Origin of the sequence: Streptomyces sp. NPDC059850 (genome assembly GCF_042731515.1) — a bacterium.
Lineage (GTDB): Bacteria > Actinomycetota > Actinomycetes > Streptomycetales > Streptomycetaceae > Streptomyces.
The window spans coordinates 1-13222 of sequence record NZ_JBHWJI010000004.1; the positions used below are offsets into that span (position 1 = coordinate 1).

Consider the following 13222-nt stretch of genomic DNA (forward strand, 5'->3'; position numbering starts at 1 on the left):
ATGCCCGAGCCGATACGGACCGCGAGGCGGGCCGCGATCTCCTTGCCCTCCGCGGAGGACGGGAGCAGCACGGCGGCCGGACTCACGGCCTGGTACGCGGCCTGGAGCGCGTCCACCTTCGGTACGACGAGGTAGTCGGCGAACTCCGGGGCATCGGCGGTCAGCACCCGCACCGCGCCGTACTCGGCGACGGTGGCGGCGGTGTCCGCGGCACCGGCGCCCAGGGCGACGGCGACGGGCTCGCCGACGCGGCGGGCCAGCGTCAGCAGCTCCAGGGTGGGCTTGCGGACGGCGCCGTCCACGTGGTCGACATAGACGAGGACTTCAGCCATGGGACTTCTTCTCTCCTGCGAGTGCGGGGTGACTAGGGGGCGGCGCGGCTCAGATGAACTTCTGACCGGCCAGGAAGCTCTTTTAGACGAACTTCCGCTCCGCGAGAAAGGCGGCGAGCTGCTTGCCGCCCTCACCCTCGTCCTTGACGATCGTGCCCGCCGTGCGGGCCGGGCGCTCCTCGGCGCCGTCGACCTTCGTCCAGGCACCCTCCAGGCCGACCTCCTCGGCCTCGATGTCGAGGTCGGACAGGTCCCAGGAGGTCACCGGCTTCTTCTTGGCCGCCATGATGCCCTTGAAGGACGGGTAGCGGGCCTCACCGGACTGGTCGGTCACCGACACGACCGCCGGAAGCGACGCCTCCAGGTGCTCGGTCGCGGTGTCGCCGTCGCGGCGGCCCTTGACGGTGCCGTCCTCGACCGAGACCTCCGACAGCAGCGTGACCTGCGGGACGCCCAGGCGCTCGGCGAGGATCGCCGGCAGCACGCCCATCGTGCCGTCCGTGGAGGCCATGCCGCAGACGACCAGGTCATAGCCGGTCTTCTCGACCGCCTTGGCCAGCACCAGCGAGGTGCCCAGCGCATCGGTGCCGTGCAGATCGTCGTCCTCGACGTGCACGGCCTTGTCGGCACCCATCGACAGCGCCTTGCGCAGCGCGTCCTTGGCGTCCTCGGGGCCCACGGTCAGGACCGTGATCTCCGCGTCGTCCGCCTCGTCCGCGATCTGGAGGGCCTGCTCGACCGCGTACTCGTCCAGCTCCGAGAGCAGGCCGTCCACATCGTCACGGTCGAGCGTCAGGTCCTCGGCGAAGTGCCGGTCGCCGGTGGCGTCGGGCACGTACTTCACACAGACAACGATCCTCAAGCTCACGCCGGCTCTCCTACTGCATCGTCTCTTCCGGGCTGCCTTGTGCTGGCAGCATAGGCGCCCTCGGGGGCTCTTCCCGGTCGGTTGGCGGCCGGGGACGGCCCATGCACCGAACGAAATATTACTCGCCAGTACACCCAGGGTGTTACCCGTACGCAACCCGGTTGAACTGTGACCTTGCCAACGGACGATCAGCGGCGGCTCAGTCGCGCAGCGCGTTGAAGCGCCCCTGGTGGTACAGGAGCGGACGGCCCGCTCCCGCCGGGTCGCCCGCGACGACCTCGCCGATCACCACGCGGTGGTCCCCGGCGGGTATCCGGGCCACCACCCGGCACACCAGCCACGCCAGCACCCCGTCCAGCACCGGCACCCCCTCGGGTCCGGTGTGCCAGCCGGTGTCCGGGCCGAAGCGGTCCGCTCCGCTGCGCGCGAACGTCGCGGCCAGCTCCCGCTGGTGCTCGCCCAGGACGTGCACACCGACGTGCTCGGCCTCGGCGATCACCGGCCAGCTGGAGGAGTTCTTGCCGACGCCGAACGACAGCAGCGGCGGCTCGGCGGCGACGGACGCGAGGGACGTCGCGGTGAAGCCGACGGGGTGATCCCCGTGCGCGGTGACCACCGCGACACCGGCGGCGTGCCTGCGGAAGACGGAACGGAAGAGTTCGGGGGCGCTGAGCCGGGGCGTGCCGAGGTCGGGCGAGGCAGTCATGAACCTGTCCTTCTGCGGTGGGATACGAGCGGGGGGAGCCGTGCTGTCGTCGTCGCTCACCCGCCCGGACACCGCGCACTCGCGGTCCGCACGAGATCCACGTGTACGCGTCCGTAGAGAAGAAGAAGTCCAGGCCGCATGACGTCACCCTGACGATTCCCGCAGCGCACCGTCAAGTACGGACCGGTGGAGGGCATTCCGCGACTAGGGCATCCACCGGGATCTCACACCGGATCAGACCGCCTCGCCGAGCGCCGCGATGACGTCCGCCGTCCGCGGCTGTCCGGCCGCGCGGCGCACGATCCGGCCCCGCGCGTCGAGCACCAGCACGGTGGGCGTCCGCACGATGTCCAGCATCCGTACGAGGTCCAGATGCGCCTCGGCGTCGATTTCGAGATGAGCCACGCCATCGACCATGTCGGCCACCTCGGCCAGGACCCGCCGGGTGGCCCGGCAGGGCTGGCAGAAGGCGCTGGAGAACTGGACGAAGGTGGCCCGGGCACCCAGTTCCGCTCCGAGCTGGGCGGCCCCGAGCCGTTCGCCCCCGTCTGCCTCGCTCTGCCCCTGCACGTGTCGCACGCTGTCCTCCGGATTCGACGCCGTCATAGGGTGCAGCGATACGGGCCTTTAGGGGATTCCCCAGAGCCTGACGTGATGAGGATCTCGCGGACTGGCGGGGGCCCGCGCTAGCACAGAGAGATGACATAGGGCACCATCTGCCAGAAGCCGGGAAACCTACGGCTGCGTAACTTCCGCCGGGAGAGCCCTCCCAGGGAAAACGATGAAGGGTCCCTCTATGGCAGAGCTCGTCTACCCGCCGGTGATCGGCGCGGCCCGCACCATGTTCAAGGCGCTGGACCTGCGTATCGACATGAAGGGCATCGAGAATGTCCCTGAGCGGGGTGGCGCGGTTCTGGTGAGCAACCACATCGGCTATCTCGACTTCGTGTTCGCCGGGCTCACCGCACGCCCGGCGAAGCGGCTGGTGCGGTTCATGGCGAAGGAGGCGGTCTTCCGGCACAAGGTGTCCGGGCCGCTGATGCGGGCCATGAAGCACATCCCGGTGGACCGGGCGGCGGGCATGGACGCCTACAAGCACGCCCTCAAGGCCCTGCGCTCCGGCGAGATCATCGGCGTCTTCCCGGAGGCGACGATCTCGCGCTCGTTCACCCTCAAGAACTTCAAGTCGGGCGCGGCCCGGCTGGCCCAGGAGGCGGGCGTCCCCGTGCTGCCGATGGCCCTGTGGGGGACGCAGCGGCTGTGGACCAAGGGCCAGAAGCGCTCGCTGGGCCGCAACCACTTCCCGATCACGATGCGGGTCGGCGAGCCGATGGAGGCCGACCCGACGGAGCCGTCCGACACACTCACCGACCGGGTGCGGGGGCGGGTGCAGGAGCTGCTGGAGGCGGCGCAGCGGGCGTATCCGGTGCGGCCGAAGGACCCGGACGACACCTGGTGGGTCCCGGCCCACCTGGGCGGTACGGCCCCCACCCCGGCGGAGGCCATCGCCCTGGACCGCGGGCGGTAATAGCCGGTGCCCGGCGGCCGTCCCCCGGAGGGAACGGCCACCGGGCAGGGAAACCGCTAGCGCTTCATCTCCTCCTGAAGGGCCGCCACGAAGCCGTCGACGTCCTCTTCCCGGGTATCGAACGAGCACATCCAGCGCACGTCGCCCGCCGCCTCGTCCCAGAAGTAGAAGCGGAACCGCTTCTGGAGGCGTTCGCTCACGTCGTGCGGCAGCCGGGCGAAGACCGCGTTGGCCTGGACGGGGTGCAGGATCGTGACACCGTCGACCGCGCGCACCCCCTCGGCGAGCCGCTGGGCCATCGCGTTGGCGTGGCGCGCGTTGCGCAGCCACAGATCGCGGGCGAGCAGCGCCTCCAGCTGGACGGAGACGAACCGCATCTTGGACGCCAGCTGCATGGACAGCTTGCGCAGATGCTTCATGGCGCGCACCGCGTCCGGGTCGAGGACGACCACGGCCTCGCCGAAGAGCATGCCGTTCTTCGTACCGCCGAAGGACAGCACGTCCACGCCCGGCACATTGGTGAACGAGCGCATCGGCACATCCAGCGCCGCGGCCGCGTTGGCTATCCGGGCCCCGTCGAGGTGGACCTTCATGCCGCGCTCATGGGCGTGCTCGCAGATCGCGCGGATCTCGTCCACCGTGTAGAGGGTGCCCAGCTCGGTGTTCTGCGCGATCGAGACGACCTGCGGCATCGCCCGGTGCTCGTCGTCCCAGCCGTACGCCTCGCGGTCGATCAGCTCGGGGGTGAGCTTGCCGTCCTCGGTGGGCACGGTGAGCAGCTTCAGCCCGCCGACCCGCTCGGGCGCACCGCACTCGTCGACGTTGATGTGCGCGGTGTCGGCGCAGATGACCGCGCCCCAGCGGTCGGTGAGCGCCTGGAGCGCGACGACGTTGGCGCCGGTGCCGTTGAAGACCGGGAACGCCTGCGCGTAGGGGCCGAAGTGGCTGCGCATGACGTGCTGCAGATGCGCGGTGTAGTCGTCCTCGCCGTAGGCCACCTGATGGCCGCCGTTGGCGAGGGCGAGCGCGGCGAGGATCTCCGGGTGGCCGCCCGCGTAGTTGTCGCTGGCGAAGCCGCGTACCTCGGGGTCGTGATGACGGCGCGCGTCGGTGCTCACGGCTTGGGGGTCAGCCACTGGCGGGTTCCGTTCACTTCCCGGGCGGGCCGCTCCCAGACTCCGGTGATGGCCTCGGCCAGCTCCGTGACGTCGGTGAAGCCCGCGAACTTCGCGTTGGGGCGCTCCGCGCGCATGGCGTCGTGCACCAGCGCCTTGACCACCAGGATGACAGCCGCGGCCGCCGGGCCGCCCTCGCCCCCCAGCTTGCGGAAGGAGTCGCCGAGCGCGAGCGTCCACGCCTCGGCGGCGGCCTTGGCGGCGGCGTACGCGGCGTTTCCGGCGGTGGGCTGGGACGCACCCGCCGCGCTGATCATCACGTAGCGGCCGTTGCCGGTGCGCCGCAGGGCGTCGTGGAAGGCGAGCGAGGTGTGCTGGGCGGTGCGGATCAGCAGATTGTGCAGGGTGTCCCAGTCGGCGAGGGGGGCGTCGGCGAAGGTCTTGCTGCCGCGCCAGCCGCCGACGAGGTGGACCAGGCCGTCGACGCGGCCGAACTCCTTCTCGGTCCGGTCGGCCCAGGCGCGGGTGGCGTTCAGGTCGAGCAGGTCGACCGTCTCCCCCGTGACGCGGGCGCCGCCGTGGGCGTAGCGCGCCGCGTCGACGGCCTCGGCCAGCCGCGCGGGGTCGGAGTCGGAGGCGACGACGGTGGCACCGGCCTCGGCGAGGCGGAGCAGCGTGGCGCGGCCCGCCGGGCCCGCCGCACCGGCCACCGCCACCACGGCGCCGTCCAGCGGCGTCCTGCCGCCCGGCTCGTTCGGGCTCGGGCTCGACGTCGGTGTGGTCATGCTCGCTGTCTCCTCTGCTGTGGGACGGTTCGCCGTGTTACGGCTCACGCGGCCGCTCGTATGTCGTCGTCGCCCGCCGTGATGCCCTTGGTCGAGGCGACCACGTCCCGCAGCTTCTTGGCGAGCGCCTCGTAGAACATGCTCAGCGGAAACTCGTCGGGGAGCACGTCGTCCACGAGCTTGCGCGGCGGCTGGGTCAGGTCCAGCGCGTCGGGGCCCTTGGCCCAGACGGAGCCGGGGTGCGGGGCGAGATACGTCGACACCAGCTCGTACGCCTTGAACCAGTGGACGAGCTTGGGCCGGTCGATGCCGTCCCGGTACAGCTTCTCGATCTCACCGCACAGCTGGTTGGTGACCTGCGCGGCGCACGACCAGTCGATGTGCAGGGTGTTGTCCGTCCAGCGTACGACGTCGTGCTGGTGGAGATAGGCGAACAGCAACTGGCCGCCGAGTCCGTCGTAGTTGCGGACCCGCTCACCGGTGACGGGGAACCGGAACATCCGGTCGAAGATCACGGCGTACTGGACGTCCCGGGCCTGGGCCAGCCCCTCCGCGTCGAGCTTCACGGCCTCCTTGAAGGCGGTGAGGTCGCAGCGCAGCTCCTCCAGGCCGTACATCCAGAACGGCTGGCGCTGCTTGATCATGAAGGGGTCGAACGGCAGGTCGCCATGGCTGTGGGTGCGGTCGTGGACCATGTCCCACAGGGCGAACGCCTCCTGGCAGCGCCGCTGGTCGGCGAGCATGTCCCGGATGTCGTCGGGGAGTTCGATGCCCAGCGCCCGGACGGCGGCCTCGCTGACCCGGCGGAAGCGGGCGGCCTCGCGGTCGCAGAAGATGCCGCCCCAGGTGAAGCGCTCGGGGGCCTCGCGCACGGCGATGGTCTCCGGGAAGAGCACCGCCGAGTTGGTGTCGTAGCCGGAGGTGAAGTCCTCGAAGGCGAGACCGAGGTAGAGCGGGTTGTCGAAGCGGGTGCGCTCCAGCTCGGCCAGCCAGTCGGGCCAGACCATGCGCAGGACGACCGCCTCCAGATTGCGGTTCGGGTTGCCGTTCTGCGTGTACATGGGGAAGACGACGAGGTGCTGGAGGCCGTCGGCGCGCGTCTTGGCGGGCTGGAAGGCGAGCAGCGAGTCGAGGAAGTCGGGGACGCCGAAGCCGTCGTCGGCCCAGCGGCGCAGATCGGCGACGAGCGCGCGGTGGTACGCGGCGTCGTGCGGGAGCAGCGGGGCCAGCTCCTCGATGGCCGCGATCACCCTTTCGAGGGTGTCGCGGGCGCGGTGGGCCGGTGGTGCCCCCTCGGCGTCGAAGTCGATGGAACCGTCCTTGGACTGCCAGGGGCGAATCGTTTCTACAGCACCTTTGAGGGATGGCCAGGCCTGGTGTTCGATCACACGCTCCGCAGGCAGAATGCCACCGTCCGCTATGGCGGACGAAAGAATTTCCGTCATGACGACTCCTTCACCGGAGAACCTTCCGTGTAGACACCGTATCCGTGGATGACCTCGCCACTCAAGGGCGGGCAACGGAAATCGTCCTGCGTCACCTCCGTCCCGCCGCTGTTTTTCCTGCCCCATCCGCCCCGGACCATGCCACGGCCGTGCTTGAGCGGCCCTGCCGGAGTCGGCCGTTAGGCTGAGCGCCGGTCCGGACAGCCCGTGACTCCACACACAACCGAAAACCGACACAAAGCCCGACAGAAGAGCGAGATCACGTTGACCTTTCTCACCATCGGACACCGCGGAGTGATGGGCGTCGAGCCGGAGAACACCCTGCGCTCATTCGTCCGGGCCGAGCACGAGGGCCTGGACGTCATCGAACTGGACCTGCACCTCAGCAAGGACGGCGCACTGGTCGTCATGCACGACGCCCACGTCGACCGCACCACCGACGGCAAGGGCCCCATCAGCGACTTCACCCTCGCCGAGCTGCGCGAACTCGACGCCGGGGACGGTGAGCGGATCCCGGTCTTCGAGGAGGTCGTGGACGCGGTGCAGGCGCCGATCCAGGCCGAGATCAAGGACGTGGCCGCCGCCCGGGCCCTGGCCGAGGTGCTGACCAGCCGCGATCTGCTCGGCCGGGTCGACGTGATCTCCTTCCACGACGAGGCCCTCGCCGAGATCCGCACCCTGCTGCCCAGCGCCCGCACCGCCCTGGTGGCCAGCCGCTACGGACTCGACGCCATCGACCGGGCGCACGCCGTCGGCGCCCGGACGCTGGTGCTCAACATCCGCCGGCTGACCCTGGAGCTGGTGGAGCGCGCCCACGCCGCCGACCTCAAGGTCATCGGCTGGACGGTCAACACCCCGGACCATCTGAAGCTGGCCCGCGGCCTCGGCCTCGACGGCGGCACCACCGACTTCCCGGAGATCCGCCGGGCGGTGCGCTACACGGCGTGAGGTTCTAGGGACCAGACCAGCGGCTTGACCAGCAGCTCGAACGCGAGGTCCGGGCGGCGCGGCAGGCCGAAGCGCTCATCGCCGTACGGGAACGGGGTCGTCCGTCCCGTACGGGCGTAGCCGCGCCGCTCGTACCAGGCGATCAACTCCTCGCGGGCGGTGATCACGGTCATATGCATCTCACGGGCGGCCCACTCGGCGGCCGCGAACCGCTCGGCCTCGGCGAGGACCGCCTTCCCGAGGCCGCCGCCCTGCAGGCCGGGGCGGACCGCGAACATGCCGAAGTAGGCGTGCCCGCCGCGGCGCTCCAGCTGGCAGCAGGCGATCAGCTCGCCGTCCCGCTCGACGACCGTCATCCGGCTGTCCGCGCCCCGTACGACGGCCGCCACGCCCTCGGGGTCGGTGCGCTGCCCGCCCAGGATGTCCGCCTCCGTCGTCCAACCGGCCCGGCTGGCGTCCCCGCGGTACGCCGACTCGATCAGCCCGACCAGCGGCCCGACGTCGGCCTCGGTGGCCCCGCGGAAGGTGAGCGCGGAGGTGTCCACGGCGGAGGCCTTCATGGCAGGGGTCTTCATCGCGTGGGTGCTGGGGGCGTTCATGGCTGTGCGTCCTAGCGGCCGGAGATCCGTCGAAAGGACCTTAGGGGATGGCTTCCGGATCATGCCGGGCTCCCGACGCCGCTGTGACATCAGCCGCTGCCGTGGCGGGCGGCACCTCGCGGCCCCGCGCTCGTCGCACTCCGCGCCTCCCCCAGCTACCGCGGGGAGGTGCCCCCTGACGCCGCTTGCTGATCCGGCCTGATCCGAAAGACACCCCCTAGCGCCGCCCCGCCCGGCGCGGGGTGCGTAGGGTCACGCACATGGTGCACGTACTGAGCGGCCGCACGCTGCTGCGGCCGACGGACCCCGAGCGCTCCCGGACCTTCTACGGCGAGGCGCTGGGACTGGCGATCTACCGTGAGTTCGGGACCGGCCCCGAGCGCGGCACGGTCTACTTCCTGGGCGGCGGCTTCCTGGAGGTCTCCGGCCGCTCCGAGACCCCGCCCGCGCCGGGGCTCCAGCTGTGGCTCCAGGTCGCGGACGCGGAGGCGGCCCACGAGGAGCTGGCGGCCAAGGACGTGGAGATCCTGCGGCCGCCGAAGAAGGAGCCGTGGGGGCTGGTCGAGATGTGGATCGCCGACCCCGACGGCGTGCGCATCGCGGTCGTGGAGATCCCCGAGGACCACCCCTTGCGCTACCGACCGGGCCTTTAAGCCGGGCCTTAAGCCACGCCGAGCAGGCGCAGCCCGGCGGCGGTGGCGGCCGCGGCCAGGACGACCACCAGGAACGGCGCCTTGCGCCAGGCGAGCACTCCGGCGACCGCGACCCCGGCGGGGCGGGCGAACCCGGCGGGCCCGTGGCCCTCGGTGAGCGCCGTCGTCGCCACGACCGCCGCCAGCAGCACGATGGCGGCGGTCTCCATCAGCTTCTCCGCCCGGGGCGGCAGCGTGATCCGGCTGCGCAGCAGCGGCCCGGCGAGCCGGAGGGCGAACGTACCGGCCGCGAGCGCGAGGATCGCGGCGGCCAGGGTCAGGGAGCCGGGCACGGGCGCTCCTCCTTGGGGTCGTTCGTCTCGTTCTCGGGGTCGTTCGTCTCGTTCGCCTTCTTCGGTACGGCGGCCAGCGCCACCCCGGCCAGGGCGAGCAGGACGGGCACTCCGGCGGGCAGGAACGGCGTGGTGGCCAGGGCGATGACGACACCCGCCGGGACCGCCAGGCGCTTGTCGCGGTCGCGCAGCGCGGGCAGGACCAGGGCCAGCAGGATGGCCGGGAACATCGCGTCGAGCCCGAACAGATCGGTGTCGTCGATGGCCGTGCCGATCAGCCCGCCGGTCACCGCGCCCAGCGGCCAGCACAGGAGAACGCCCAGGCCACAGGCCCAGTAGGCGGCGCGCTGCCGCGCGATGCCGTCCTGGGCGAGGGCGAAGACGACGCTCTCGTCGTTCATCAGATGGCTGCCGAGGAGACGCCGCCGGCCGTGTCCGAGGACATCGGGCAGGGCCAGTCCGAACGGCAGATGACGTGCGTTGACCACCAGCCCGGCCAGCACCGCCGCGAGGGGGCTGCCGCCTGCGGCGATCAGCCCGACGAACAGGAACTCCGACGCCCCGGCGAGCACCAGCACGCTCAGTCCCGCCGGAACCCACAGCGGAAACCCCGACGCCACGGCGATCGCCCCGTACGACAGGCTGGTGACGCCGATGGCCAGGCAGACCAGCGCGATGTCCCGCAGCAGCACACGATCGAGCGTTCTCCATATCGAATGCATGACGCTTATAATGAACACCACAGGCGGCGTTCGTCAAACCGAACAGAAGACGCATGGAGCGAACGGATGGCACAGGAAGTACCGGCGGCGGCTTCGGCCAAGGTCCCGATGGACTCGATCGCAGCTGTACTGCGACGCGAACGCGGCCGGGCCGGGCTGTCGCTCACCGAGGTGGCCCGGCGCGCCGGAATCGCGAAGTCCACGCTGTCCCAGCTGGAGTCCGGCAGCGGAAACCCGAGCCTGGAGACGCTGTGGGCGCTGTGCGTCACCCTGGACGTGCCACCCTCGCAGCTCCTCGACCCACCGCGCCCTCGCGTCCAGGTGATCCGGGCGGACGAGGGCGCGTCGCTCGCCTCCGCGCAGGCCGAATACAAGGCCGCCCTGCTGTCCGCCAGCCCGCCCGGGGCGCGCCGGGACATCTACCGCCTCAGCGCCGAACCGGGCGCGGTGCGCGCCTCCGATCCGCATATGCCCGGCGTGGTGGAGCACGTCCTGCTGGCCACGGGCCGGGCCCGGGTCGGCCTCGCCGTCGAACCGGTGGAACTGCGCCCCGGTGACTATGTCGCCTATCCGGGCGACCTGCCGCACATCTTCGAGGCGCTCGAACCGTCGACGCGGGCGGTGCTCATCTCCGAGCACAACTGAGCACAACTGACGCGTCCGCGCGCTCCCCCGCTGCGCCAGTGCGCTCCCGTAGCCCGGTCCGCGCGCGGGCAACCTCCCTGCATACGTACGTCCGAGGCGCTCCGGACTGGGAGGTGTACCGTGCACGGACCTCCGCTGATCGGCTGGCTGCTGGTCGCGCTGAGCGCCGCCACCGGCACGTACTGCCTGCTGCGCGTGCGCGGCGAGCCGCCCGGACCGAGCCGCCGGGGTGCGCGCGCCGAGGCGCTCATGGGGTGGGGAATGGCGGCGATGGCCGTGCCGTCCGCCACCCTGGACCCGCGGCCGTGGGGCCCGCCCGTCTTCGCGGCGGTGTTCGGCGTGGCGGCCGTACGGGCGGTGGGGCATCACCATCCGCACCACGCCATAGGGGCGTTGGCCATGGCGTACATGGCGCTCGCGATGATGGCGCGCCCCACGGGCGGCCACAGCCATGACGCCTCCATGACGGCAGGCGGCATACCTCTGCTCACGGGAGTACTGCTCGCCTACTTCGCGGTCTACGCCGTCCGCTCCGGTCTGCGGCTGCTGCCGATGACGGACGGCACGGTGACGGCCATCGGCCCGCCGCCCGAACTGCGGCACGCCTGCCGCCTCACGATGGCGATAGGGACGATCGCGATGCTGCTGACGCTCTGATCCTGCCGAGACGCACGCCGGGTGATGAGGCCCACAAACCGTGGCGTGCGTCACTTCGCCCGCGCGGACATACCCGGGCCGACCGCCACGACCATAGGCTGACGGCCATGATGGTCCCGCTCGCGCTGATGGGCCTCGGCGCACTGGTGGCGGCAATGGCGCCGCGCCTGATGTCCCGTTCCACCTGGGTCGACCGCGAACCCGTACTCGCACTGTGGGTATGGCAATGCGTCGTCGTCGGAGTGCTGCTGTGCTGCGCCTTCACCATGGCGCTCACCGCGGCGGCGGCCTCGGAGGCCGTCCGGGGGAACGTCTTCGCCCCCGCGCCGAGCGGTGTCGTGGAGGCGTACGCGCTGTCCGCGTACGGCCCCTGGGCGGCGCCCGTCGCCCTCGCCTTGGCCTTCGGCGCCGTATGGTCCGCCGTGATGCTCAGCCGCGAGATCGGCCGGGCCCGCGCCTGGCGCAGGCAGCACCGCGCCGAACTCCTCGTCCGCTCCCCCGTCTTGCCTGGTGAGGAGCCCGCCGGGGAGCGGCTCGTCGTCCTGGAGGGCGACAAGCCGGACGCCTGGTGGCTGCCGGGCACCACGCCCCAGCTCGTCATCACGACGGCGGCCCTGCGCCGCCTCAAGGGGCGTCGGCTGGACGCCGTGATCGCCCATGAGCAGGGCCACGCGCGGGCCCGCCACCACTGGCTGCTGCACTGCTCCGGCGCGCTCGCCGGGGGCTTTCCGCAGGTCCCGGTGTTCGCGGCCTTCCGGGACGAGGTCCACCGGCTGGTCGAGCTGGCCGCCGACGACTCCGCGTCACGGCGGTTCGGGCGGACGACGACCGCGCTGGCCCTCGTCGAACTGAACGAGGACCGGGGGGTGTTCGGCCCCTGCCCCAGCGGACTCGCACAGGTCCCGCAGCGGGTGGACCGGCTCCTGGCCCCCGCGGCGCGCTTCACCCCCGTACGCCGACTGCAACTCACCGCCGCGGCCGCGCTGGTCCCCGTCGTCCCCCTGCTGGTGACCCTGGTCCCGGCGCTGCGGGTGCTGGGCTGAGCCTCCGGGGTACGGCCCACCGCCGGCGTACGGCCCACCTGCGTGTTGGCCCCGTACGCCCGGCGTCGGCGATCATCGACACCATGCAGCCGCAGACCCCCCACCCCCGCCCCCTCCGCGTGGCAGCGGTGCTCAGCATCCTGTTCGCCGTGCTGCTCGCGCTCGTCGCCGCCCGCTGGGGGCCGCTGATGGGCACGGACCGGGACCTCATCGTCCCGCTGCACCGCTCCGCGCTCGACCACCCCGGCTGGACCCAGACCAACAGAGTGCTGACGGACTGGATCTGGGACCCCTGGACGATGCGCGCCCTGACAGCCGTGATCGTCCTGTGGCTGCTGCTCCACCGGGAGCGGACGCCCGCCCTGTGGGTCGCCGTCACGGCCGCCGCCGGTACCGCCCTCCAGCAGGGCATCAAGGCGCTCTTGGACCGCCCCCGCCCACACTGGGCGAACCCGGTGGACTCGGCCCACTACGCCGCCTTCCCCTCCGGCCACGCCCTCACCGCGACCGTCACCTTCGGACTGCTGCTGTGGATGCTGAGGCTGCACGGCGCCCCCGCCCTCTGGCAGCGCCTGGCCACCGCCGTGGCCGCCGTCTCCGTGCTCGGCGTCGGATTCACCCGCACGTACCTGGGCGTCCACTGGCCCACCGACATCCTCGGCGGCTGGCTGCTGGGCGCGGCGCTGGTCGCCTGGGCGGTCGCCATGTACCCGTCCACAGTTATCCACAGGGGCGAGCGGAAATCTCCCTCCGATGGGAAAGTTCGTCCATGAGCAATCTCGATCCGCGGCCCGCGGCGACCGTCTGCGGCGGCCGCGCCGACGTCACCGCGCGGCCGGTTCGC

Annotated in this window: 17 protein-coding genes and 1 pseudogene; 7 read left to right on the top strand and 11 right to left on the bottom strand. The window is 71.6% G+C overall.

From position 1 onward, the window contains the following. From ACFV9T_RS04265 to ACFV9T_RS04285, 5 genes and pseudogenes are all read right to left on the bottom strand, one after another. A pseudogene (locus ACFV9T_RS04265) lies at positions 1-332 on the bottom strand (electron transfer flavoprotein subunit alpha/FixB family protein); the annotation flags it as partial. An 82-nt stretch (positions 333-414) separates the two neighbouring features. After that, on the bottom strand, positions 415-1200 hold the full coding sequence (locus tag ACFV9T_RS04270) for an electron transfer flavoprotein subunit beta/FixA family protein (RefSeq protein WP_385436555.1): 786 nt from the start codon (positions 1198-1200) through the stop codon (positions 415-417). 199 nt (positions 1201-1399) lie between these two features. Beyond that, the gene (locus tag ACFV9T_RS04275; protein WP_385436556.1) at positions 1400-1906 is read right to left on the bottom strand and encodes a flavin reductase family protein; all 507 of its coding nucleotides are present in this window, start codon (positions 1904-1906) and stop codon (positions 1400-1402) included. A 56-nt stretch (positions 1907-1962) separates the two neighbouring features. Further along, positions 1963-2103, bottom strand: coding sequence for a putative leader peptide (locus ACFV9T_RS04280; protein WP_385436557.1), 141 nt, complete (start codon positions 2101-2103; stop codon positions 1963-1965). 37 nt (positions 2104-2140) lie between these two features. Next, positions 2141-2512 (bottom strand): TlpA family protein disulfide reductase, encoded by a 372-nt coding sequence (locus tag ACFV9T_RS04285; protein WP_385436558.1) that lies wholly within the window; start codon positions 2510-2512, stop codon positions 2141-2143. A 190-nt stretch (positions 2513-2702) separates the two neighbouring features. Between ACFV9T_RS04285 and ACFV9T_RS04290 the strand changes: the two genes are divergently transcribed. Beyond that, positions 2703-3434: a lysophospholipid acyltransferase family protein gene (locus ACFV9T_RS04290; RefSeq protein WP_385436559.1), complete on the top strand. Its 732-nt coding sequence runs from the start codon at positions 2703-2705 to the stop codon at positions 3432-3434. A 56-nt stretch (positions 3435-3490) separates the two neighbouring features. On the opposite strand, the gene ACFV9T_RS04295 is transcribed toward ACFV9T_RS04290, so the two are convergent. Genes ACFV9T_RS04295 through ACFV9T_RS04305 form a run of 3 tightly spaced genes read right to left on the bottom strand, consistent with a single transcriptional unit; the run spans position 3491 to position 6779 of the window. After that, positions 3491-4552, bottom strand: coding sequence for a threonine aldolase family protein (locus ACFV9T_RS04295; RefSeq protein ID WP_385436560.1), 1062 nt, complete (start codon positions 4550-4552; stop codon positions 3491-3493). Next, positions 4549-5334, bottom strand: coding sequence for an SDR family NAD(P)-dependent oxidoreductase (locus ACFV9T_RS04300; RefSeq protein WP_385436561.1), 786 nt, complete (start codon positions 5332-5334; stop codon positions 4549-4551). Before ACFV9T_RS04300 ends, ACFV9T_RS04295 begins: the two co-directional genes overlap by 4 nt. A gap of 44 nt (positions 5335-5378) precedes the next feature. Next, complete coding sequence (locus ACFV9T_RS04305) at positions 5379-6779, bottom strand: DUF6421 family protein (RefSeq protein WP_385436562.1); 1401 nt, start codon at positions 6777-6779, stop codon at positions 5379-5381. A gap of 264 nt (positions 6780-7043) precedes the next feature. On the opposite strand from ACFV9T_RS04305, the gene ACFV9T_RS04310 reads away from it, so the two are divergent. After that, a complete protein-coding gene (locus ACFV9T_RS04310) occupies positions 7044-7727 on the top strand; it encodes a glycerophosphodiester phosphodiesterase (protein WP_385436563.1) in 684 nt (227 codons plus the stop codon). On the opposite strand, the gene ACFV9T_RS04315 is transcribed toward ACFV9T_RS04310, so the two are convergent. Then, positions 7715-8272 (bottom strand): GNAT family N-acetyltransferase, encoded by a 558-nt coding sequence (locus ACFV9T_RS04315; RefSeq protein ID WP_385436804.1) that lies wholly within the window; start codon positions 8270-8272, stop codon positions 7715-7717. The genes ACFV9T_RS04310 and ACFV9T_RS04315 overlap by 13 nt on opposite strands. Positions 8273-8586: 314 nt before the next feature. Between ACFV9T_RS04315 and ACFV9T_RS04320 the strand changes: the two genes are divergently transcribed. Then, positions 8587-8979, top strand: a complete 393-nt coding sequence (locus ACFV9T_RS04320) for a VOC family protein (protein ID WP_385436564.1) — start codon at positions 8587-8589, stop codon at positions 8977-8979. Between the two features lie 8 nt (positions 8980-8987). Here the strand turns inward: ACFV9T_RS04320 and ACFV9T_RS04325 are convergent, their stop codons facing one another. Then, entirely contained in the window at positions 8988-9311 is a 324-nt protein-coding gene (locus ACFV9T_RS04325; protein ID WP_385436565.1) for an AzlD domain-containing protein, read from the bottom strand. Then, complete coding sequence (locus tag ACFV9T_RS04330) at positions 9296-10033, bottom strand: AzlC family ABC transporter permease (RefSeq protein ID WP_385436566.1); 738 nt, start codon at positions 10031-10033, stop codon at positions 9296-9298. The genes ACFV9T_RS04325 and ACFV9T_RS04330 overlap by 16 nt, the downstream gene beginning before the upstream one ends. Before the next feature lie 66 nt (positions 10034-10099). Between ACFV9T_RS04330 and ACFV9T_RS04335 the strand changes: the two genes are divergently transcribed. From ACFV9T_RS04335 to ACFV9T_RS04350, 4 genes are all read left to right on the top strand, one after another. Further along, the gene (locus tag ACFV9T_RS04335; protein WP_385436567.1) at positions 10100-10678 is read left to right on the top strand and encodes a helix-turn-helix domain-containing protein; all 579 of its coding nucleotides are present in this window, start codon (positions 10100-10102) and stop codon (positions 10676-10678) included. Positions 10679-10798: 120 nt separating this feature from the next. After that, complete coding sequence (locus ACFV9T_RS04340) at positions 10799-11335, top strand: DUF5134 domain-containing protein (RefSeq protein ID WP_385436568.1); 537 nt, start codon at positions 10799-10801, stop codon at positions 11333-11335. Between the two features lie 107 nt (positions 11336-11442). Beyond that, entirely contained in the window at positions 11443-12378 is a 936-nt protein-coding gene (locus ACFV9T_RS04345) for a M56 family metallopeptidase (protein ID WP_385436569.1), read from the top strand. A gap of 83 nt (positions 12379-12461) precedes the next feature. Further along, positions 12462-13151 carry a phosphatase PAP2 family protein gene (locus tag ACFV9T_RS04350; RefSeq protein WP_385436570.1) on the top strand — a complete coding sequence of 230 codons (690 nt, stop codon included), beginning with the start codon at positions 12462-12464 and terminating at the stop codon, positions 13149-13151. The last annotated feature ends 71 nt before the right edge of the window (positions 13152-13222 follow it).